Source organism: Priestia sp. TSO9 (assembly GCF_021029645.1).
GTDB lineage: Bacteria > Bacillota > Bacilli > Bacillales > Bacillaceae_H > Priestia > Priestia megaterium_E.
This window is the reverse complement of sequence record NZ_JAJEKD010000015.1, coordinates 1,701,222-1,722,513: the sequence shown is the minus strand read 5'-3', so window position 1 is coordinate 1,722,513 and position 21,292 is coordinate 1,701,222. Positions and strand designations below refer to the sequence as shown.

20 protein-coding genes and 1 other annotated feature are annotated in these 21,292 nt (G+C 39.7%); of the genes, 16 read left to right on the top strand and 4 right to left on the bottom strand.

Annotation, left to right across the window (positions count from 1 at the left end):
• Nucleotides 1-17 precede the first annotated feature (17 nt).
• Entirely contained in the window at nucleotides 18-395 is a 378-nt protein-coding gene (locus tag LJC66_RS24095) for a hypothetical protein (RefSeq protein WP_016765696.1), read from the bottom strand.
• Between the two features lie 132 nt (nucleotides 396-527).
• On the opposite strand from LJC66_RS24095, the gene LJC66_RS24090 reads away from it, so the two are divergent.
• Nucleotides 528-1,016: a dUTP diphosphatase gene (locus LJC66_RS24090; RefSeq protein WP_230933668.1), complete on the top strand. Its 489-nt coding sequence runs from the start codon at nucleotides 528-530 to the stop codon at nucleotides 1,014-1,016.
• A gap of 77 nt (nucleotides 1,017-1,093) precedes the next feature.
• Nucleotides 1,094-2,179 (top strand): M42 family metallopeptidase, encoded by a 1,086-nt coding sequence (locus tag LJC66_RS24085; RefSeq protein ID WP_028410532.1) that lies wholly within the window; start codon nucleotides 1,094-1,096, stop codon nucleotides 2,177-2,179.
• A 56-nt stretch (nucleotides 2,180-2,235) separates the two neighbouring features.
• Here the strand turns inward: LJC66_RS24085 and sspI are convergent, their stop codons facing one another.
• On the bottom strand, nucleotides 2,236-2,442 hold the full coding sequence (gene sspI / locus LJC66_RS24080; protein ID WP_013059420.1) for a small acid-soluble spore protein SspI: 207 nt from the start codon (nucleotides 2,440-2,442) through the stop codon (nucleotides 2,236-2,238).
• Nucleotides 2,443-2,582: 140 nt separating this feature from the next.
• Here sspI and LJC66_RS24075 point away from each other — a divergent pair, with 140 nt between their 5' ends.
• From LJC66_RS24075 to pheT, 3 genes are all read left to right on the top strand, one after another.
• Entirely contained in the window at nucleotides 2,583-3,347 is a 765-nt protein-coding gene (locus LJC66_RS24075) for a TrmH family RNA methyltransferase (RefSeq protein ID WP_171776576.1), read from the top strand.
• Between the two features lie 48 nt (nucleotides 3,348-3,395).
• Nucleotides 3,396-3,631 (top strand) — a binding site (T-box leader).
• A gap of 54 nt (nucleotides 3,632-3,685) precedes the next feature.
• A complete protein-coding gene (pheS, locus tag LJC66_RS24070) occupies nucleotides 3,686-4,720 on the top strand; it encodes a phenylalanine--tRNA ligase subunit alpha (protein ID WP_014458064.1) in 1,035 nt (344 codons plus the stop codon).
• Between the two features lie 13 nt (nucleotides 4,721-4,733).
• Entirely contained in the window at nucleotides 4,734-7,148 is a 2,415-nt protein-coding gene (gene pheT / locus LJC66_RS24065) for a phenylalanine--tRNA ligase subunit beta (RefSeq protein ID WP_230933667.1), read from the top strand.
• Nucleotides 7,149-7,181: 33 nt separating this feature from the next.
• On the opposite strand, the gene rnhC is transcribed toward pheT, so the two are convergent.
• Complete coding sequence (gene rnhC / locus LJC66_RS24060) at nucleotides 7,182-8,096, bottom strand: ribonuclease HIII (RefSeq protein ID WP_230933666.1); 915 nt, start codon at nucleotides 8,094-8,096, stop codon at nucleotides 7,182-7,184.
• A gap of 143 nt (nucleotides 8,097-8,239) precedes the next feature.
• Here rnhC and zapA point away from each other — a divergent pair, with 143 nt between their 5' ends.
• The 5 genes from zapA to LJC66_RS24035 all read left to right on the top strand — a co-directional run bounded on the left by zapA (nucleotide 8,240) and on the right by LJC66_RS24035 (nucleotide 13,937).
• Nucleotides 8,240-8,500, top strand: a complete 261-nt coding sequence (gene zapA / locus LJC66_RS24055) for a cell division protein ZapA (RefSeq protein ID WP_013059415.1) — start codon at nucleotides 8,240-8,242, stop codon at nucleotides 8,498-8,500.
• Nucleotides 8,497-9,054: a CvpA family protein gene (locus LJC66_RS24050; RefSeq protein WP_308280734.1), complete on the top strand. Its 558-nt coding sequence runs from the start codon at nucleotides 8,497-8,499 to the stop codon at nucleotides 9,052-9,054. The genes zapA and LJC66_RS24050 overlap by 4 nt, the downstream gene beginning before the upstream one ends.
• A gap of 198 nt (nucleotides 9,055-9,252) precedes the next feature.
• Nucleotides 9,253-10,965, top strand: coding sequence for a DNA polymerase/3'-5' exonuclease PolX (gene polX / locus LJC66_RS24045; protein WP_230933665.1), 1,713 nt, complete (start codon nucleotides 9,253-9,255; stop codon nucleotides 10,963-10,965).
• Nucleotides 10,966-10,984: 19 nt separating this feature from the next.
• Nucleotides 10,985-13,348 carry an endonuclease MutS2 gene (locus LJC66_RS24040; protein ID WP_034648703.1) on the top strand — a complete coding sequence of 788 codons (2,364 nt, stop codon included), beginning with the start codon at nucleotides 10,985-10,987 and terminating at the stop codon, nucleotides 13,346-13,348.
• A 181-nt stretch (nucleotides 13,349-13,529) separates the two neighbouring features.
• Complete coding sequence (locus LJC66_RS24035) at nucleotides 13,530-13,937, top strand: DUF350 domain-containing protein (protein ID WP_013059411.1); 408 nt, start codon at nucleotides 13,530-13,532, stop codon at nucleotides 13,935-13,937.
• 150 nt (nucleotides 13,938-14,087) lie between these two features.
• Here LJC66_RS24035 and LJC66_RS24030 read toward each other — a convergent pair whose 3' ends face one another.
• Nucleotides 14,088-15,194 carry a 5-methyltetrahydropteroyltriglutamate--homocysteine S-methyltransferase gene (locus tag LJC66_RS24030; protein WP_195695836.1) on the bottom strand — a complete coding sequence of 369 codons (1,107 nt, stop codon included), beginning with the start codon at nucleotides 15,192-15,194 and terminating at the stop codon, nucleotides 14,088-14,090.
• Between the two features lie 213 nt (nucleotides 15,195-15,407).
• Here LJC66_RS24030 and LJC66_RS24025 point away from each other — a divergent pair, with 213 nt between their 5' ends.
• From LJC66_RS24025 to trxA, 6 genes are all read left to right on the top strand, one after another.
• The gene (locus LJC66_RS24025) at nucleotides 15,408-17,105 is read left to right on the top strand and encodes an AMP-binding protein (protein ID WP_230933664.1); all 1,698 of its coding nucleotides are present in this window, start codon (nucleotides 15,408-15,410) and stop codon (nucleotides 17,103-17,105) included.
• A gap of 112 nt (nucleotides 17,106-17,217) precedes the next feature.
• Complete coding sequence (locus LJC66_RS24020; RefSeq protein WP_013059408.1) at nucleotides 17,218-17,802, top strand: fatty acid metabolism transcriptional regulator FadR; 585 nt, start codon at nucleotides 17,218-17,220, stop codon at nucleotides 17,800-17,802.
• A gap of 80 nt (nucleotides 17,803-17,882) precedes the next feature.
• Entirely contained in the window at nucleotides 17,883-18,656 is a 774-nt protein-coding gene (locus tag LJC66_RS24015) for an enoyl-CoA hydratase (protein WP_195695838.1), read from the top strand.
• Nucleotides 18,657-18,674: 18 nt separating this feature from the next.
• Nucleotides 18,675-19,448, top strand: coding sequence for an electron transfer flavoprotein subunit beta/FixA family protein (locus tag LJC66_RS24010; protein WP_016765685.1), 774 nt, complete (start codon nucleotides 18,675-18,677; stop codon nucleotides 19,446-19,448).
• Nucleotides 19,449-19,474: 26 nt separating this feature from the next.
• Entirely contained in the window at nucleotides 19,475-20,455 is a 981-nt protein-coding gene (locus LJC66_RS24005; RefSeq protein WP_050688591.1) for an electron transfer flavoprotein subunit alpha/FixB family protein, read from the top strand.
• Between the two features lie 409 nt (nucleotides 20,456-20,864).
• Nucleotides 20,865-21,179 (top strand): thioredoxin, encoded by a 315-nt coding sequence (trxA, locus tag LJC66_RS24000; RefSeq protein ID WP_013059404.1) that lies wholly within the window; start codon nucleotides 20,865-20,867, stop codon nucleotides 21,177-21,179.
• The last annotated feature ends 113 nt before the right edge of the window (nucleotides 21,180-21,292 follow it).

Here is a 21,292-nt window from a genome sequence, read left to right as displayed (position 1 = left end):
CACAAATGATTTTGTGCTCAGTGTAAAAATTCTCGAACGGGGCTTTTCCAGCGAATAGGAGCATTTGGATACATGTCGTGTACGTGGCTTTCCAGCAGCTTGAAATCTTGTTTTTGCAGTTCATGTAATCGAGATGGATCTGTTAACACCATTGTAATTGACAAAGATTCTGGTTCATTGGGATTGCTGTATTTTTCTCCTTCAAATAAAATACCTTTATACGTTAGTAGAAAATTTTTGCGGATATTCGTTTTTTCGTCAACAACAAAAAATTGCTGATGTTCCTGAGCTGCTACAAGCTTCCGCTTTGGACTGCGAAAATGCTGAACCAGCTTTAATAGTGTGTAAGCAACAAGCGCGAAAATGAACACGCGAACGATAACAATAACAAACATAACGCTCCCTCCTTTACAAGGCACAGTTTTCTTACTTTACGTTCGAGTTTCTAAAAAGTTTCATGATTTTTGATATAATTTCTTTATTGGTTTAAAAAGAAGAAGATATACATAATTACAGGAGTGATTACATTGAATTTACAACAGCTATTTACCATGCAGCGCCAGCTGGATCAGCATATAGAGGACAAGCATGAGCTTCATAAGGAAAACTTGGTTCCGAGAAAGCTTTTAGCACTGCTTGTCGAAATCGGAGAGCTGGCAAACGAAACGCGCTGCTTCAAATTTTGGAGCGTCAAACCTCCGGCTGAAGACGCTGTTATTTTAGAAGAATTTGTGGACGGCGTACATTTTATCCTTTCTTTAGGGATTGAAAAAGGATACGCTGATTTAACTGAGTTACCAAATGCAAAAGCAAGCGATTCAAAAACAGCACAATTTTTACAGGTATTTGCACAAGTTGCTGCTTTCGAGCAGGATCAGTCGAAAGAAAACTATGTGGACATGTTTGTATCTTACATGACGCTTGGCGATATGTTTGGTTTTTCCGCTGAACATATTGAAGAAGCGTACGTCTCAAAAAATGAAGTGAATTTTAAGCGCCAAGAACAAGGATACTAGAAATAAAGGGATGGGAAATTTTACTTCAACCTCTTTTTAGCTATAATAGAGGTATACATATGAAAGGGGTAATCCATATGACAAAGTTAGATGAAACATTGACAATGCTTAAAGCACTAACAGATGCAAAAGGAATTCCTGGAAATGAGCGTGAACCGCGTGAGGTTATGAAGAAATATATTGCACCTTATGCAGATGAAGTAACGACGGATGGGCTAGGCAGTTTGATTGCAAAAAAAGTAGGCAACGAACAAGGACCTAAAATTATGGTAGCCGGTCACTTAGATGAAGTAGGCTTTATGGTGACTCAAATTGATGAACGCGGCTTTATTCGTTTTCAAACGGTAGGCGGATGGTGGTCGCAAGTTATGCTTGCTCAACGCGTAACCATCGTTACATCTAAAGGAGAGGTAACGGGGATTATTGGCTCAAAGCCTCCTCATATCCTGCCTCCAGAAGTTCGTAAAAAGCCAGTTGACATTAAAGATATGTTCATCGATATTGGCGCTTCTAGCAGAGAAGAAGTAGCGGAGTGGGGAGTGAAACCTGGTGATCAGGTTGTACCTTATTTCGAATTTACGGTTATGAACAATGAAAAGATGCTGCTAGCGAAAGCATGGGATAACCGTATCGGCTGTGCAATTGCTATCGATGTATTAAAAGCTTTAAAAAATGAAAAACATGAAAATGTTGTGTATGGTGTGGGAACGGTGCAAGAAGAAGTTGGACTCCGAGGTGCAAAAACATCCGCTAACTTTATTGAACCGGATATTGCATTTGCTGTTGATGTCGGTATCGCTGGAGATACACCTGGTGTTTCTGATAAAGAAGCATCTTCTAAAATGGGAGATGGTCCGCAAATCATTTTATATGATGCTTCCATGGTTTCTCATAAAGGACTTCGAGATACAGTGGTAGATGTGGCAGATGAATTAAATATTCCATATCAATTTGATGCAATCGCTGGAGGGGGTACGGACTCAGGTTCTATCCATATTTCAGCTAACGGGGTGCCTGCACTTTCAATTACGATCGCAACTCGTTATATCCATTCTCATGCAGCGATGCTTCATCGTGATGATTATGAAAATGCAGTCAAATTAATTGCCGAAGTAATTAAACGTTTAGACCGAAATACGGTTAACGCAATTACGTATAATTAAAAAAAGCTCATTCTCCTAGGAGAATGAGCTTTTTGCTGTACATAGGAAAAGGCTATTTATTTTAAACCGTTTTCAAGCGTTGTCAGAATTTCTTCTTTTTCTGATTCTGGAGACTTTTCCCAAAGCACCTCAAATAAAACACCAAGTCCAGGGAGCATTTTTTCTTCGCCACTTTGAATAGCGTCAGAAATTGTAGCTTCAAGCTCTTCTTTTGAGTTTCCTGAAACGTTTGCAATAACAGCATTTCGTAAATTAAGATCCATCATTTTCACCTCAGCTATCGTAAAGTTACCAATAGTTTTTGTTTTCTTTGCGATTTCTATGTACAATAAAGTGAAACTTATCTAATGATTATTGAGCAAAATGTAATCGAACTATTTATTTTTATATAGATAAAGGAGTTATGTTTGTGAAACAAATTGATTCAGTTAAAAATCCGCAGGTAAAAGCGTGGAAAAAGCTGCATAATAAAAAAGACCGTGATAAGCAGGGCCTTTTTATGGTAGAAGGCTTTCATTTAGTCGAAGAAGCTATCAAAAATAAGGATTGCGTAAAGGAACTAATTATACGCGAATCGATCGAAGTGCCAGCACAGTGGAACATAGACGGTATCGAAATAACGGTTGTCAACGAAGCAATAATCAAATTATTATCTGACACCGAAACACCTCAAGGAATTATCGCTGTGTGTTTTCAAACGAAGCATGCAGAAATCATTCATACAGCACAGAAAGTATTGCTTTTAGATGCGGTGCAAGATCCAGGTAACCTAGGTACGATTATTCGAACTGCTGATGCTGCCGGAGTGGACGCTATTATCGTTGGAGAGGGCAGCGTGGATGTGTACAACCCAAAAGTCGTTCGTTCAACGCAAGGAGCTATTTTTCATCTTCCAATTGTAAAAGGCGATTTACTCGAAATGATTTCACTGTTAAAAGAAAGAGGAATAGCAGTTTACGGCACGTCTCTACAAAATGGAAAGGTCTACACATGCGTAAAACCTTCAAACGAATTTGCGCTGATTGTGGGAAATGAAGGAAACGGCGTAAGCGAGAAAGTGCTGGAACAAACGGATCAGAATCTGTACATTCCCATCTATGGAAAGAGCGAGTCGCTAAATGTTGCCATCGCTTCTGGAATCTTACTTTATTATTTACGCGGAATGTAGTTGCATCGAGAACGTGTTTTCACTATAATAATACAATAGTTACATATGTAAAAAACGATGAAAGAGAGCAGTAGCTTATGTCCGTTTATGCAGGGAGAAAATGCCGCGACTGAAAGCATTTTTATAAATGTAATAAGTGAATTCACCTCTTGAGTTGACACTTAGACCATCTTACATAGATGTAAAGGTGTTCCGGAGATTCCGTTAACTTGAATGAAGTGAACTGTATACGTCTGTGTATATAGTTAACAAGGGTGGTAACGCGACTAATCCTCGTCCCTTTTTTGGGAGGAGGTTTTTTTATTTGTCATTTTTTACGTTAAAAGGAGGAATAAGTGATGAAAGAACGTTTACAAGAACTTCAACAAGAAGCAATTGCAAAAGTCGAAGCAGCAAGTGCTTTAAAAGAATTAAACGACGTACGCGTAGCTTATTTAGGAAAGAAAGGCCCTATCACAGAAGTACTTCGCGGTATGGGAAAACTTTCAGCTGAAGAGCGTCCTGTAATGGGAGCACTTGCAAATGAAGTGCGTGAAGCTATTGCATCTAAAATTGAAGAAAAACAAACGGCGTTAGAAGCAGCTGAGGTAGAGCGTAAACTTGCTTCAGAAACAATCGACGTAACGCTGCCAGGACGCCCTGTTAAAGCAGGTACGCATCACCCGCTAACGAGCGTGGTTGAAGAAGTAGAAGATTTATTCTTAGGGATGGGCTATGAAGTAGCAGAAGGACCGGAAGTAGAGCAGGACTACTATAATTTCGAAGCGCTGAACTTGCCAAAAGGTCACCCAGCACGTGATATGCAAGATACGTTCTATATTACGGAAGAAACGCTTCTTCGTACGCATACATCAACTGTTCAAGCTCGTGTTATGAACAAGAATGAAGGCAAAGGACCTGTTAAAATTATCTGCCCAGGTAAAGTGTACCGCCGCGATGACGATGATGCTACGCATTCTCATCAATTCATGCAAATTGAAGGTCTTGTAGTAGACGAAAACATTCGTATGAGCGATTTAAAAGGCACGCTTGAAGTATTTGTGAAAAAGATGTTCGGTGCAGACCGTGAAATTCGTCTTCGTCCAAGTTTCTTCCCATTCACTGAGCCGTCTGTAGAAGTAGACGTATCGTGTGCAAAATGTGGAGGTAAAGGCTGTAATGTATGTAAACAAACAGGCTGGATTGAAATTTTAGGAGCTGGCATGGTTCATCCAAATGTTCTTGAAATGGCTGGATACGATTCAACTAAATATCGTGGTTTTGCTTTTGGAATCGGTGTAGAGCGTATTGCTATGTTAAAACACGGCGTGGATGATATTCGTCATTTCTATACAAATGATGTTCGTTTCTTAGATCAATTTAAACAAGTATAAAGGAGGGACTACGATGTTTGTATCTTATCGTTGGTTACAAGAGTATGTTGACTTATCAGGCGTAAGGGCAGAAGAGTTAGCAGATAAAATCACAAAAAGTGGAATTGAAGTTGAAGGTGTAGAAAACTTAAATAAAGGCATCAGCGGAGTGGTAATTGGTCACGTTGTAGAACGTGAACAGCATCCGAATGCTGATAAATTAAGCCGCTGTCAAGTAGATCTTGGCGGAGGAGAAATCGTTCAAATCGTGTGCGGAGCACCGAACGTGGCACAAGGTCAAAAAGTAGCGGTTGCAAAAGTGGGAGCTGTACTTCCAGGTAACTTTAAAATCAAGCGTGCTAAGCTTCGCGGTGAAGAATCGAACGGTATGATTTGTTCTCTTCAAGAGCTTGGCATTGAAAGCAAGCTTGTGGCAAAAGATTATCAAGAAGGTATCTTCGTGTTCCCAAGCGATGCTGAAGTAGGAGCGGATGCACTAGATGCATTAAACTTAAACGATGAAGTATTAGAACTAGGGCTAACACCAAACCGGTCAGACTGCTTAAGTATGTTAGGTGTAGCACATGAAGTGGCTGCTATTTTACGTCGTGAAGTGAAGTATCCGTCAGTAAACGTGCAAACGTCTGATGAGCAAGCAGCTGATTATATTTCCGTTAAAGTAGAGGCAAAAGAAGACAATCCGCTTTACGTAGCGCGCGTTGTGAAAAACGTAAAAATTGCTCCGTCACCATTATGGATGCAAACGCGTTTAATGGCAGCGGGTATTCGACCTCATAACAACGTTGTTGATATTACCAACTATATTTTGCTTGAATACGGCCAGCCGCTGCATGCTTTTGACTATGATCGTCTTGGTTCAAAAGAAATTGTTGTACGTCACGCGTCAGAAGGCGAAAAGTTTGTAACACTTGATGATCAAGAGCGCGTATTAAAAGACAATCAGCTTGTCATTACAAACGGCAGTGAGCCGGTAGCTCTTGCAGGTGTAATGGGCGGAGCGAACTCCGAAGTAAAAGACGATACGGTAAATGTTCTCATTGAATCAGCTTACTTCAAAGGCTTAACGGTTCGCCAAGCTTCAAAAGACCACGGTCTTCGCAGTGAGGCAAGCGCTCGTTTTGAAAAAGGAATTGATCCTAACCGTACGCGTGTAGCTGCTGACCGCGCAGCAGAATTAATGGCTGAATACGCTTCAGGTGAAGTGGTAAGCGGTACTGTAGAAGTAGATACACTAACTGTGGAACCTGCTGTTGTAGCTGTGTCACTTGGACGTATTAACGATGTGCTTGGTACAGAGCTATCAATGGAAAAAGTACAAGACATTATGAACCGTCTTCAATTTGAAAACAAAGTGGAAGACGAAACCATTGTTGTAACAGTGCCAACTCGTAGAGGCGATATTACAATTGAAGAAGATATCGTCGAGGAAGTAGCGCGTATGTATGGCTATGACAACCTTCCTACAACGCTTCCTGTGACAGTGGCAACTCCAGGAAAACTAACAGAGTATCAGCTTGGACGCCGTAAAGTTCGCCGTTTCTTAGAAGGTGCGGGATTAGCACAAACGACAACATATTCGCTAACGAGCGCTGAAAAAGCTACTCAGTTTGCACTAAATGCAACAAGTACGATTGGTTTAGCAATGCCGATGAGTGAAGATCGCAGTATCCTTCGTCAAAGCTTAGTGCCTCATTTGCTAGAAGCAGTGAAGCATAATAATGCTCGTCAGTCGGATTCTATTGCGCTATACGAAACAGGCTCAGTGTTCTTATCTAAAGGTGAAGGAGAATTACCGGATGAGCAGGAGCGCGTAGCTGGTGCAATCACGGGTCTATGGCATGCTCACGGCTGGCAAGGTGAAAAGAAAGTCGTTGATTTCTATGTGATTAAAGGTGTACTAGAAGGGTTATTTGCACAGCTTGGTTTGGAGAAACGAATCTCATATGCTCCCGTTAAAAAAGACGGTATGCACCCTGGACGTACAGCGGCTGTATGGCTAGATGAAAAAGAAATTGGATACGTAGGTCAAGTTCATCCTGTTGCTCAGAAACAGTATGGTCTTCGTGAAACATACGTATTTGAATTACACCTTCAAGAGCTATTAGCTGCAGATGTCGAAGAAGTTCGTTATTCAGCTATTCCAAGATTCCCATCTATTACACGTGATATTGCACTTGTGGTAGATAAAAACGTTCTTGCAGGAGAAGTTCAGCGCGTCATCTATACGACGGGCGGAGAACTTTTAAAAGACGTGACGGTATTTGATCTATATGAAGGCGAGCGTATGGAAGAAGGCAAGAAATCTGTAGCTTTCTCTTTACGTTACTTAGATCCTGAACGTACATTAACAGATGAAGAAGTAGCAAAAGCACATGGTGCAGTGTTAGAAGCTGTAGAAAAAGAATTTGGTGCAACGCTTCGTTCATAAGAATAAGAAAAGAGATGTGGATTTCCACATCTCTTATTTTTTAGCTAATTTTAAAGCTTTTTCTGTATTAGCAAAATGAATTTTAGCTAAAGAATTCAGCGCATTGACGCCATGTTTCTTAATAATTTTAGCAGCAGCGATATCAACTTGTGCGCCAGCTCCGCGAGGAATAACCATCCCGGTCTTTTCCGTCAGCAAATCCATTTGTTTTAAAAATGCGTATCTGGCAATAATGGAAGCAGCAGCTACAGATAAATGAACGCTTTCTCCTTTTGTACTGAAAAAGACATTTTCTTTGATAATCTCTTTTTCCTTTACCACGTGTTTATAATAGGTGTTTTTTTCGACAAACTGGTCAATTAAAATGGCATCGGGTTTTTCAGGATCCAATTTTTTTAACACGTTGGATAAAGCTTTGTTGTGCAATAGAGCTTTCATTTTACCTTGTGACATGCCTTTTTCTTGAAATGCATTATACTTTTCGTTATGTAAAACAAGCAAACTATAGGGAATAAACGAAACAAGCTGTTTGGCAATTTCAATAATTTTAGCATCCGTTAACTCTTTTGAATCTCGTACTCCTAATTCTTTTAACAAAGGAAGCTGCTCTTTTTGAACATAGGCAGCAACTACGGTCATAGGACCAAAATAATCTCCCGTCCCTACCTCGTCAGAACCGATGACCGATAGTGAGCTGAAGTTTGATGGGAGGTGTGAGACAGGAGCCTTTTTCGCAGCATTTAAAGAGCCTCCCCACTTAGCCGCTTCTGTTTCAGCTTCTTTTCCTTGAAAAAGTATTTTTCCAGAGCGGTACGCAGTGATAGAACAGCCGGAAGTTTTAGCCGAAAAAATACTTCCCTGCGGCAGTTTAGGCTGCAGATAGGATGTGTAATGAAGCTTCATTTTAGCTATTTGATCAGCTGATACCTTAATAACAGCATGTGACATAATGCTTCACTCCTTTCGGGGTATTTTAGTTTACTTTATAAGCACTATCCCTTATGATAGCTTAAATATAGATATGTTTCCATTGAAGTCTTCTTCGTGGTATGATAGGGATTAGGATTTTTCGTGGAACGGAGGATTTTCTCGTGTCAAGACAAGATAAAACACGTGCGACAGTTGACATCTTTGGTCAGCAGTACAGCATCGTCGGTAGCGAAAGTACAAGCCATATTCGACTTGTCGCCTCTATAGTGGATGAAAAAATGCGTGAAATCAGTACTAAAAACCCTTCTTTAGATATCAATAAATTAGCAGTATTAACAGCTGTGAATGCTGTACACGAATATATAAAACTGAAAGAAGACTATGAGAGACTTGAACAAAAACTTTATGGAAAAGAGGAATGACTGAGTCAATGCTTAATATCATTTTAATTATATTGCTTCTTTTAGGCTTTGTAACAGGTCTTAAAAGAGGATTTATTTTGCAGCTCATTCATATTGTCAGTTTTGCGGTTTCGTTTATCGTCGCTTATATGTTTAGTGGAGATTTGGCAAGCCGACTTCGCTTGTTGATTCCGTTTCCGGACAATATTCAGCAGCAAAGTGTCGCATCGTTTGTATTTGATTCTGGAACGATAGAAGACGCTTTTTATCGAATGATTGCATTTGCGATTTTATTTTTTGCTACTCACATTGTACTTCGCCTTGCAGGCTCTGTTTTAACGGCTTTAACCGAACTGCCAATTCTGCGCCAGTTAAATAAATGGGGCGGCGGTGCACTTGGATTCGTTGAAGTGTATATCATCATTTTTATTTTGTTATACATTGGAGCCGTGATTCCTGTAAGTGAAATTCAAACGCCAATTCAACAGTCTTCAATTGCAATCAATATCGTACAAAATACTCCATACTTATCGTCTGCGATTCAAGATTTGTGGACTCAGTATGGTGTAATGTAATGAAATTACAATAGCTTGTTGAGAGGGTGTGTCGAAAGTGTCATAATACTTTTGAGATACCCTCTTTTTTTATCGCAGTCTGATCTGCGGTTTTCACGAGGATAAAAGTATGTCTAGATGAAAATTTGAGAGAGTAAATATGTCACTCATCATGTTTTTGGAAGTTTCGTTATTATGATAATAGGCTGGTGAAAAGAGATGAATAAAAAGGATATTATTAAATTGTTAGAAATAATTGCTACATATATGGAATTAAAGGGAGATAACCCTTTTAAAATTTCCGCTTTTCGAAAAGCAGCTGCAGCGCTAGAAACGGACGAAAGAACGCTGACAGAGATTGAGGATTTTACCAAGCTCCAAGGGATTGGAAAAGGAACGGCTGCAGTCATTACAGAGTATATGGAAACAAATGAGTCAAGCGTATTAGAAGAACTAAAGCAAGAAGTTCCTGAAGGACTTATTCCTTTGCTTAAGCTGCCGGGGCTTGGAGGTAAAAAAATCGCTAAATTATATAAAGAGCTAGATATTCGAGATATGGAATCACTGCATCAGGCCTGTATGGAAAATCGAGTGCAGGGACTAAGCGGTTTTGGTAAAAAGACAGAAGAAAAAATTATCGCTGCTATTGAAGAGTTTGGGAAGCGTCCTGATCGTTTGCCTCTTGCTTTTATGCTTCCAATAGCGGAAGAAATTTTAGAAGCCCTTAAACAGATGCATAGCATTGAGCGTTTTTCTCAAGCAGGGAGCATTCGCCGCATGAGGGAAACCGTAAAAGATCTTGATTTTATTATTTCAACAGCTGAGCCTCATGCTGTCCGTGAACAGCTAGTATCGCTGCCAAATGTGAAGGATATCATTGCAAATGGAGATACAAAAGTATCAGTAACGTTAGCCTATGAGTACGATGTGTCTGTGGATTTTCGTCTTGTAGAAGATAAAGCGTTTGCCACAACGCTTCACCATTTTACAGGATCAAAAGATCATAATGTGCGTATGCGTCAATTAGCAAAAGAGCGCGGTGAAAAAATTAGCGAGTATGGCGTTGAAAATGCGGATACAGGCGAAGTTATGACTTTTGAGTCTGAACAAGCATTCTATGAACATTTTGGGCTGTCTTTTATTCCGCCGGAACTTCGTGAAGATGGAACCGAAGTAGATGCATTTATAAAGCCTCAAACGCTTGTGACCTACGGTGCCGTAAAAGGTGATTTGCATATGCACTCCACGTGGAGCGACGGGGCGTATTCGATTGAAGAAATGGCCGAAGCATGTCGCGCGCGAGGCTATGAGTACATGGCGATTACAGACCATTCTCAGTATTTAAAAGTAGCTAACGGTCTAACGCCTGAACGCATTCGTAAACAGCGTGAAGAAATTAATCGTTTAAACGCACAGTTCGATGATTTTACAATACTAGCAGGAATTGAAATGGATATTTTGCCTGATGCAACACTTGATTATGATGATGAACTGCTAGCTGAGCTAGATTTTGTTATTGCGTCCATTCACTCTAGTTTTTCGCAATCACGCGAAGAAATTATGAATCGCTTAAAGCAAGCGTTAAACAATGTTCATGTAGATTTAATCGCTCATCCGACCGGTCGTTTGATTGGTCGCCGCAACGGATATGATGTAGATATTGATATGCTGATTGAATTAGCTAAAGAAACAAAAACGGCTCTTGAACTAAACGCGAATCCAAACCGTTTAGATCTAGCTGCTGAGCACATAAAAAAAGCCCAAGAGGCAGGAGTTAAAATTGCTATTAATACAGATGCTCACAATATAGACATGCTAGAGCATATGGAAATTGGAATATCTACGGGAATTAAAGGCTGGCTTAAACCAGAAACGGTATTAAATACGTATAGCCTCAAAAAATTAACCGCCTTTTTAAATCGACATAAATAAGCAACAGGAGGAATCAGTTTTGCAATCACGTATTTTTCATGTACTAGAGTTTAATAAAGTTAAGGAACAGCTTCAGAAAAAAGTAGCTTCTTCTTTAGGCCGAGAAAAAGTAGCGAATTTGATTCCCTCGACTCAGTATGAAGAAGTAGTTAAATGGCAGGAAGCAACAGATGAAGCTACAACCGTGCTGCGATTGCGTGGCAACGTACCGCTAGGGGGCATTTTTGACGTTCGACCTAGCGTGAAGCGCGCTGAAATTGGGGGAACGCTAAGCTCTAATGAACTTCTTGATGTAGCAAGCACTATTTATGCTGCAAGACAAGTCAAGCAATTTATCGAGCAAGTAGTGGAAGACGAAGATTTACAGCTTTCAATTATAACTGAACATATCGAAAAACTAATGCCTCTTCCTGAGGTAGAACAAACAATTAAAATGAGTATTGATGAGAATGGCACAGTGCTAGACGGTGCAAGCGACCAGCTAAGAGGCATTCGTCAAAAACTTCGCTCAACGGAGTCTCGTATTCGAGAAAAGCTAGAGAGCCTTATTCGCTCCTCGTCTGCTCAAAAAATGTTGTCAGATGCAATTGTTACCATTCGAAACGAACGTTTTGTTATTCCTGTTAAGCAAGAATATCGCAGTGCGTATGGAGGCATTGTGCACGATCAATCTTCATCCGGAGCAACTTTATTTATTGAGCCTCAGGCGATTGTGACGTTAAACAATGAGCTTCAAGAAGCAAAAGTAAAAGAAAAACAAGAAATTGAGCGTATTCTCATTGCTTTAACTGTTCAGGTAGCGGAAGTGGCAAATGAACTCCGTCAAAACGTTTATCTGTTAGGTGAGCTGGACTTCATGTTTGCTAAAGGGCGCTATAGCCATGAGCTAAAAGCTTCAAAACCTAAAATGAACGATCGAGGCTATATTAAGTTAGTGAAGGCAAAACATCCTCTTATTGCACAGGAAGATGTCGTTGCGAATGATATTGAGCTAGGTGATCAATATACGTCCATCGTTATTACAGGGCCAAATACCGGCGGTAAAACCGTAACGTTAAAAACACTTGGATTATTTACGTTAATGGCTCAAGCAGGTTTGCAGATTCCTGCGCTGGATGGATCGGAAATGGCTGTGTTTAAACACGTATTTGCTGATATTGGAGATGAGCAGTCGATTGAACAAAGTTTGAGTACCTTTTCATCTCATATGGTCAACATTGTAGATATTTTACAAAAAGTAGATCACGAAAGTCTGGTCTTGTTCGATGAATTGGGAGCAGGAACGGATCCTCAAGAAGGTGCAGCGCTTGCGATTTCGATTTTAGATCAAGTATATGAAAGAGGCGCTCGCGTAGTTGCGACTACTCACTATCCTGAATTAAAAGCGTACGGCTATAATCGTGAAGGAGTGGTCAATGCTAGCGTAGAGTTCGATATTGAAACATTGAGCCCTACTTACAAGCTGCTGATTGGTGTACCGGGCCGAAGCAATGCTTTTGAGATTTCAAAACGTTTAGGTTTAAGTGCTGAAGTAATTGAACGTGCCAAAGGCTATATTGGCTCAGAAACAAATAAAGTAGAAAATATGATTGCCTCTCTTGAAGATAGCCGCCGTCAATCTGAACACGAGCTAGAAGAAGCTGAAGAACTAAGAAAAGAGGCTCAGAAGCTTCATAAAGAATTACAGAGTCAGATTATTGAGTTTAATGAAAAACGAGATAAGCTGTACGAAAAAGCTGAAGAAAAAGCTCAAGCCACAGTTAAAGCAGCATCTGAAGAAGCAGAGAAAATCATTAGCGATTTGCGTAAAATGAGTCAAAAAAATCATGCGCTTGTAAAAGAGCATGAATTGATTGAGGCGCGTAAGCGTCTAGAAGATGCAGTTCCAACTCTTGAAAAAAGTAAAAAGAAACCGGCTGTGCCGAAAAAACAAGAGCGCACTCTTCAAGCTGGAGATGAAGTGAAAGTCTTAAGCTGGGGACAAAAAGGAACGCTTGTGGAACGAGTAAGCAATAATGAATGGCAAGTACAAATGGGAATTATGAAAATGAAGGTGAAAGAAAAAGACCTCGAATATATCAGTTCTCCAAAACCTGTAGAAACGAAGCCGCTTGCTACGGTAAAAGGAAAAGATTATCATGTAAATCTAGAACTGGATTTAAGAGGAGAGCGCTATGAAAATGCGCTGATTCGAGTTGAAAAATATATTGATGATGCTTTATTAGCCAACTATCCGCGCGTTTCGATTATCCACGGTAAAGGAACTGGAGCTCTTCGTAAAGGTGTACAGGAATATTTGAAAAATCATCGTTCTGTCAAAAATATTCGTTTCGGAGAAGCTTCTGAAGGAGGTTCTGGCGTTACGGTTGTGGAATTTAAATAAAAGAACGCTGAAATAAAGGTGTCAGTCGATGCGCTGAACAAGCATATATGAAGATAGAAAATCCGACATGGCTCATGGACTATGCTGGGTTTTCTATCTCTTTTAAGAACGATACAAGTAAAGGAAAGAGACCTGTCAGTTCATTGCGTGGAGCGTAATATAAATTAGGAGTGATGCAAAAATGAGGGATTTTTGGAAAGACCCGTATATTGAATCCGCCGCTTATTACAGCGTGGTTGTCTTGAGCATTGTCGTCTTTCTTGTTGTGTTTGAGCTCGTTACTAAGTATAAGAATTGGGAAGAGATTCAAAAAGGAAATATGGCTGTTGCGATGGCAACAGGTGGGAAAATATTTGGATTAGCTAATATTTTTCGCTATTCAATTGAGCATAACGACAATTTGTTAAGAATGCTCGGATGGGGAATATATGGATTCGTTCTTTTACTAGTCAGCTATTTTATTTTCGAATTTTTGACGCCGAAATTTCGAATCGATGATGAAATTGAACAAGATAACAGAGCCGTTGGGTTTATTTCACTTGTTATTTCAATCGGTATGTCCTATGTAATAGGAGCAGGGATAGGATAGGAGAGAGTGATGGAGAAGTTAGCGAAAATTTTACTCGTTTTATGCGGAGTGTTTATGCTTATTGGTCTTATCTATTTATCTATATAGCTTTTCCTAACATTATGATGACAGCAAAAAAGCTGGCCTTCAAGCAGGTCAGCTTTTTTATGATTACTTCCATACGTCTTCAGCAATTGAAATCACGTGCTTTACTTTATCCCACTGCTGCTCTTCAGTAAGTAAATTTCCTTCTTCTGTAGAAGCAAATCCGCACTGGGGACTTAAACAAATTTGATCAAGAGAAACAAATTCTGCCGCTTCAGCAATTCGTTTTTTCACTGCTTCAGGATCTTCTAAATCTCCAAATTTTGATGTGATAAGACCAAGGACAATCTGAAGATCATCTCGCTTTACATGTCGAAGAGGTTCGAATCCTCCTGAGCGTTCATCATCAAATTCTAAAAATAGTCCATCTACGTTTAACTGACTGAAAATAGCTTTTGACGCATTTTCATATCCGCCGCTTGCTGTATAAGTAGACTGGAAATTCCCTCTGCAAATATGCATTGTAATGACCATATCATCTGGCTTATGCGCAATGGATTCATTGATCGCATCCGTAAAACGTTTCAGTAATTCTTGGGGGGTGAAACCTTTTGAAGCGATTTGTTCTTGTCCTTTTTCTGAGAAAAAGACTGCCCACGCAGTATCATCTAACTGTAAATAGCGGCATCCGGCATCATAAAATGCTTGAATGGCTTTTTGATATGTTTTAACTAAATCAGCAAAAAATACATCCGTATCCGAGTAAGCAGACTCTTCAATATGACCTCTGAAAAACAGCATATTAGGACTTGGAATGGTGAACTTAGCTACGTGTTCTTTTCCAGCAGCTTGATGAAGAAATTTATAATCTTCAATCATAGGGTGGTGATTAAAATCTAGTTTTCCAGTCACTTTGATGCCGTGAGCTTTTGTTTGGACTCCGTGAAACTGAATTCCCGTCTCTGCTTCGTAAAGTTCTACGCCAACAAGCTCTGACAGAAAATCAAAGTGCCACCACGCACGGCGAAACTCACCGTCTGTGACGGCTTTTAATCCAATTTGTTTTTGCTTTTCTACGAGTTTACGAATTTCTTCATCTTCAATTGCTCGAAGCTGTTTCTTTGTCATTTCCCCGTTTTCCACTTGTAATCGTGCTTGCTTGATACGCTCGGGACGCAAAAAGCTTCCAACGTGATCTGCTTTAAACGGTCCTTTAGTCAATGTTGTTGTCAATTCATACAGCTCCTTAAAAAAATCTAATTTTTATTATATACAAAAAATTCGGATAATGTACAGGGGTAAATCCAATTTTTATTTATTACGCTGCAGGATGAAAGAGTGATTAGGTAGGAAAGAGAACATTGAATAACGATTGCATCTAAAAAAAGAATGAACTATAATTTTAATTAGAAAATTCTAATTTTTTATTTTTTTTTGAGGGAGAGGATGCGTGTGGAATCCACCGAAAAGATATGGCTTTCTCAATATCCGGATGAAATACCTGCTATGCTTCATTATGAACAAAAAAATTTAGCACAGCTTTTTGAAGAGGCAGTTCAAAAGGATCCTAAAAAAAGCGCAATCTATTTTCTAGGGAAAAAAATGACGTTTTCCCAGCTGCATCAAGATTCTCTAAAGCTGTCATCTTACCTTATTGAACTGGGATTAAAAAGAGGGGATAGAGTAGCCATTATGCTTCCAAATTGCCCTCAAGCAGTAATTTCCTTTTATGCTGTTCTTCTTGCCGGAGGAGTAGTGGTTCAAACAAATCCTTTGTATACGGAAAGAGAGTTAGAGTATCAGCTTAATGATTCAGAAGCGACCATGATTATTGCACTCGATTTGCTATATCCGCGTGTAGTAAAAATGAAAGCGTTAACAAAAGTGAAACACGTAGTCATCACCTCTATTCAAGATTATCTCCCATTTCCCAAAAACATAATGTATCCATTTATTCAGCGCAAGCAGCAGAAGATAAGCGTGGATGTGAGTCATACGGAGACTACTCATTTATTTAAACGTATTATAAATGAATCCACTCCCGCAGTATGTAACGCTGAGGGAATTTCAGACGAAGATATCGCGATTTTACAATACACCGGGGGAACAACAGGTTTTCCAAAAGGAGTCATGCTTACTCATAAAAACTTGGTAGCCAATGCAACAATGTGTTCACATTGGTTATACCGCTGCAGGCATGGAGAAGAAAAAGTGCTTGGAATTATTCCATTTTTTCATGTGTATGGTTTAACAACGGTTCTTGTTCTATCGGTTTTGCAAAACTATGAGATGGTTCTTCTGCCTAAATTTGATGCAAAAACGACGCTCAAAACCATCCATAAGCAGCAGCCTACTTTATTTCCAGGTGCTCCGACAATTTACATCGCATTATTAAATCATCCTGATTTAGCAAAATACAACCTATCTTCCATTGATTCATGTATGAGCGGTTCGGCTCCCCTTCCTGTAGAAGTGCAGGAGCAGTTTGAAAAGATCACCGGAGGTAAACTGGTAGAAGGGTATGGATTAACAGAAACCTCTCCTGTTACTCATGCTAATTTTCTTTGGGAAGAGAGAATACCAGGAAGCATTGGAGTGCCTTGGCCAGACACGGATGCCAAAATTCTCTCGTTTGAAACAGGTAAAGAAGCTGCTGTAAGCGAAGTAGGAGAAATTGCGGTTAAAGGTCCTCAGGTCATGAAAGGATACTGGAAGCAGCCTGAAGAAACGGAGGCTGTTATGCGAGACGGATGGTTGCTAACAGGTGATGTTGGCTATATGGATGATAAAGGTTATTTTTATGTAGTAGACCGAAAGAAAGATATTATTATTGCCGGGGGATATAATATCTATCCTCGAGAAGTTGAAGAAGTATTATATGAGCATGAAAAAATTCAAGAAGCTGTAGTAGTAGGTGTTCCTGACCCATATAGAGGAGAAACGGTGAAGGCTTACATTGTATTGAAAAATGGTGTAAGATGTACTGAAGAAGAGCTAAATGAGTTTTCCAGAAAGTATTTAGCTGCTTATAAAGTTCCGCGCCTTTATGAATTTCGAAATGAGCTTCCCAAAACAGCGGTCGGTAAGATTCTGCGACGAGCGCTGATTGATGAAGAAAATGAAAAGCATAAAAAGGCGACGTAATCGATCGTCGCCTTTGATTTTTTTACTGAAACATAATTGACAGATACTTGCGGTTTCTTTATTATAAAGATATGAATGAATAATCATTCATATTTTAAAGGAGCGTATAAGATTGAGAAGAAATAAGCCAAAGTATAAACAGATTATCGATGCAGCTGTAGTAGTAATAGCAGAAAACGGATACCACAATGCTCAGGTTTCTAAAATTGCTAAGCAGGCTGGAGTTGCAGACGGTACGATATATTTATATTTTAAAAACAAAGAAGATGTCTTAATTTCTTTGTTTCAAGAGAAGATGGGACAATTTGTAGAAAAAATTTATGAAGAACTGGCGGGAATTGAAACCGCGGCAGAAAAACTTCATGTGTTAATTGACAAACATTTTTCGTTTCTAGCAGAGGATCATCATTTAGCTACAGTGACACAGCTCGAACTGCGTCAATCGAACAAAGATTTAAGATTGAAAATTAATGATGTATTAAAAGATTATCTGACTCTCATTGATTCTATTTTGCAGACAGGAATCGAAACGGGTGAGTTTTCTGAAAATATAGATATTCGTCTTGCGCGACAGATGATTTTTGGAACGATTGATGAAACTGTCACAACATGGGTAATGAACGATCATCGATATGGTCTAATAGAATCGGTAGATAAAGTCCATTCCCTGCTGTTAAACGGCTGCAGCGGCTCATAATCGTAAGTGAGCCTGCTGCTCCCCTGCGAGGGGAAAAAGCGCAAGGTAATGAAAATAGAAAGAAAGGGTGGCGTAAACAAATGGAGATTATCCAGGTTGAAACTGTTGATGCAATAAGCTTCATTACGTTAAATAGACAACCTGCTAACGCTTTGTCTCAAGCTTTATTAAAAGATCTTTCAAGTGTTTTGAAACATTTGGAAGATAGTAAAGAGACAAGGGTTATCGTTATTAAAGGTGAAGGGAAATTTTTTTGTGCCGGAGCTGATATAAAAGAATTCACATCACTTCAGCAGGAAAAAGAATACGAGAAGCTTGCTGTTAACGGTCAAGAGCTCTTTGAGTATATTGAAAATTACCCAAAACCAGTGATTGCAGCTATTCATGGAGCTGCTTTAGGCGGAGGATTGGAGCTTGCTATGAGCTGCCATATCCGTTTGGTAACAGAAAACGCTAAGCTGGGCTTGCCTGAGCTTCAGTTAGGAATTATACCAGGGTTTGGAGGAACTCAGCGATTGCCTCGTTATGTAGGAGTTCATAAGGCTTGTGAGATGATGCTGACAAGTGATCCAATATCCGGAAGCGAGGCAGTGGAGTTAGGATTGGCAAATGCAGCTTTTGAAGAAAGTCAGCTTATCAATGAAACATTTTTACTTGCTAGAAAAATTGCCAAAAAAAGCCCAATCTCTGTTAAAGCTACCTTGCAGCTGCTTCAGCATGTAAAAACAGATGCTTACTACAGCGGCATTAAAAAAGAAGCGCAGTTTTTTGGAAGCGTATTCAAAAGCCGGGATGCTCAAGAAGGCGTAGCCGCTTTTATTGAAAAGCGCCAGCCTAAATTTTTAGGAAAATAAGCTTAGGAGGGGAATTGAATGAATATTTACGTGTTAGTAAAAAGAACATTCGATACAGAGGAGAAACTTTCATTAAAAAATGGTCAAATTGTTGAAGATGGGGCTGAATTCATTATTAATCCTTACGATGAGTATGCAGTTGAAGAAGCTATTCAGCTAAAGGAAAAGCATGGCGGGGAGATTACGGTCGTGAGTGTAGGAGGGGAAGAATCAGAAAAAGAACTCCGAACAGCTTTGGCTATGGGAGCAGATAAAGCGGTTTTAATCAATACGGAAGATGACATAGAAGATGGCGATCAGTACACGACTTCTAGGCTGCTGGCACAGTACTTAAAAGAACAATCTCCTGACTTGATTTTGGCAGGAAACGTAGCGATTGACGGAGGTTCGGGCCAAGTGGGACCGCGCGTAGCAGAACAGTTAGAAATCCCTTATATCACGACCATTACAAAATTGGATATCGAAGGTGAAAAAGTAACTGTTGTACGCGATGTGGAAGGTGATTCCGAGGTTATTGAAACGTCGCTTCCTCTTTTAGTAACAGCTCAGCAGGGACTTAACGAACCTCGCTATCCATCTCTTCCAGGGATTATGAAAGCGAAGAAGAAACCGTTGGTTGAAGTGGAATTGGATGATTTAGATTTAGATGAAGATGATGTAGAAGCAAAAACAAAGACAATTGAAATTTATTTGCCTCCGAAAAAAGACGCAGGACGCGTATTACAAGGAGATATAAAAGATCAAGTGACAGAACTGGTCAATTTACTGCATAAAGAAGCAAAAGTCATTTAATAAGTCAAAACAATGGGGGTATTGCAATGGGACGCAAAGTGTTAGTTCTAGGAGAAGCACGTGATGGGGGATTACGAAACGTATCGTTTGAAGCGATTTCCGCAGCATCTACTGTAGCTGACGGTGGAGAAATTGTTGCAGCGTTAGTAGGAAAGAACGTAAAAGCTTTAAGTGAAGAGCTTATTGCGTACGGAGCAAATAAAGTTGTTGTGACGGAGCATGAAGATTTAGCTGCTTATACATCAGATGGTTACGCTCAGGCGTTATTAGCCATCATTGAAAGTGAACAGCCTGAAGCTATCGTATTTGGCCATACGGCTCTTGGCAAAGACCTAGCGCCAAAACTGGCAGCTCGCTTAGACAAAGGACTTATTTCCGATGTGACGGATGTAGAAGTTGGAGGGGATCAAGTAGTCTTCACCCGCCCAATTTATTCTGGTAAAGCATTTGAAAAGAAAATCATGACCGATGCTTTTACGTTTGTCACGATTCGTCCAAATAATATTTCACCGCTTGCAAAAGAAGAGGGACGTACAGGCGATGTAGAGGATTTAAATGTTGAAATCAAAAACCTGCGTACAGTTGTAAAAGAAGTTGTACGGAAAGCAACGCAAGGGGTTGATTTATCCGAAGCAAAAGTCGTGATTGCAGGTGGTCGAGGTGTAAAAAGCACGGAAGGTTTTGGACCTCTCCAAGAACTAGCGGACGTGTTAAATGGAGCTGTTGGGGCATCTCGCGGAGCGTGCGATGCAGATTACTGCGACTATTCTCTTCAGATCGGTCAGACGGGCAAAGTAGTCACACCAGATTTATACATTGCCTGCGGAATCTCAGGAGCCATTCAGCATTTGGCCGGCATGTCAAATTCAAAAATTATTGTTGCCATTAACAAAGATCCTGAAGCGAATATTTTTAAAGTAGCTGATTACGGAATCGTTGGAGATTTATTTGAAGTGGTGCCTCTACTAACGGAAGAATTTAAAAAGCTGAAAGTACAGTCTGCGTAAGAGGCTGGGACAAAAGGATTTTAGACGAAGTGAAAAACGAACCATTGATCAAGATGTTTGATTAGTGGTTCGTTTTTTTGTTGGGGTAAACTTTATGTGTGTGGGTCTTTCTAGCAGTTGATTTCTGTGCCAGACTCCCGGGGAAAGCGAAGTCTTGCATAGAAATCAACTGCGGTGGCACAAGCGGTTCAGCCTTTGTATACTATTTGTTCACCTTTAGATGGAATTCATTTCGTTATGTCTCAACCTCACGGAAAACGAAATTTTCTACGTATGTTTTTATGTGAATTGTACAAACTAGAGCGGAGAATAAACAGTATAAATGTAAGCAAAAAGTTAGCAAACCTTATTTGAAGGTGATATACTGTGAGTAGAATTTGGATATTGCATATATTTAGGAGGAATTAAAATGGCTATTGCACATGCTACAGATAAAAACTTTACAGATGAAATTAAATCAGGCCTAGTGCTTGTTGACTTTTGGGCACCATGGTGCGGACCTTGTAAAATGATTGCTCCAGTTCTTGAAGAAATTGATGGCGAACTTAACGATAAAGTTAAAATCGTGAAAGTAGACGTTGATGAAAACCAAGAAACAGCTGGAAAATTTGGTGTTATGAGTATCCCAACTTTAGTATTATTTAAAGATGGAGAGAAAGTTGACCAAGTAGTTGGTTTCCAACCAAAAGAAGCATTAACAGAATTAATTAATAAACACGCGTAAGTCAAAACCTAGCTCAGGCTAGGTTTTTTCTTTTTCTCCACTTTTTCTCTTTTTGGAATACTTTTATTTAGCGAATATGCGTTCGTTTGTTTTATACTAGATGTAAGGAACAC

Excerpts from the sequence above, each read along its gene's own strand:
- LJC66_RS24085 (WP_028410532.1), top strand. The coding sequence starts at position 1,094 with ATGACAAAGTTAGATGAAACATTGACAATGCTTAAAGCACTAACAGAT.
- LJC66_RS24005 (WP_050688591.1), top strand. The coding sequence starts at position 19,475 with ATGGGACGCAAAGTGTTAGTTCTAGGAGAAGCACGTGATGGGGGATTA.
- pheS (WP_014458064.1), top strand. The coding sequence starts at position 3,686 with ATGAAAGAACGTTTACAAGAACTTCAACAAGAAGCAATTGCAAAAGTC.
- polX (WP_230933665.1), top strand. The coding sequence starts at position 9,253 with ATGAATAAAAAGGATATTATTAAATTGTTAGAAATAATTGCTACATAT.
- LJC66_RS24050 (WP_308280734.1), top strand. The coding sequence starts at position 8,497 with ATGACTGAGTCAATGCTTAATATCATTTTAATTATATTGCTTCTTTTA.
- LJC66_RS24025 (WP_230933664.1), top strand. The coding sequence starts at position 15,408 with ATGCGTGTGGAATCCACCGAAAAGATATGGCTTTCTCAATATCCGGAT.
- LJC66_RS24075 (WP_171776576.1), top strand. The coding sequence starts at position 2,583 with ATGTTTGTGAAACAAATTGATTCAGTTAAAAATCCGCAGGTAAAAGCG.
- LJC66_RS24010 (WP_016765685.1), top strand. The coding sequence starts at position 18,675 with ATGAATATTTACGTGTTAGTAAAAAGAACATTCGATACAGAGGAGAAA.
- trxA (WP_013059404.1), top strand. The coding sequence starts at position 20,865 with ATGGCTATTGCACATGCTACAGATAAAAACTTTACAGATGAAATTAAA.
- rnhC (WP_230933666.1), bottom strand. The coding sequence starts at position 8,096 with ATGTCACATGCTGTTATTAAGGTATCAGCTGATCAAATAGCTAAAATG.
- pheT (WP_230933667.1), top strand. The coding sequence starts at position 4,734 with ATGTTTGTATCTTATCGTTGGTTACAAGAGTATGTTGACTTATCAGGC.
- LJC66_RS24035 (WP_013059411.1), top strand. The coding sequence starts at position 13,530 with ATGAGGGATTTTTGGAAAGACCCGTATATTGAATCCGCCGCTTATTAC.
- LJC66_RS24015 (WP_195695838.1), top strand. The coding sequence starts at position 17,883 with ATGGAGATTATCCAGGTTGAAACTGTTGATGCAATAAGCTTCATTACG.
- sspI (WP_013059420.1), bottom strand. The coding sequence starts at position 2,442 with ATGGATCTTAATTTACGAAATGCTGTTATTGCAAACGTTTCAGGAAAC.
- LJC66_RS24095 (WP_016765696.1), bottom strand. The coding sequence starts at position 395 with ATGTTTGTTATTGTTATCGTTCGCGTGTTCATTTTCGCGCTTGTTGCT.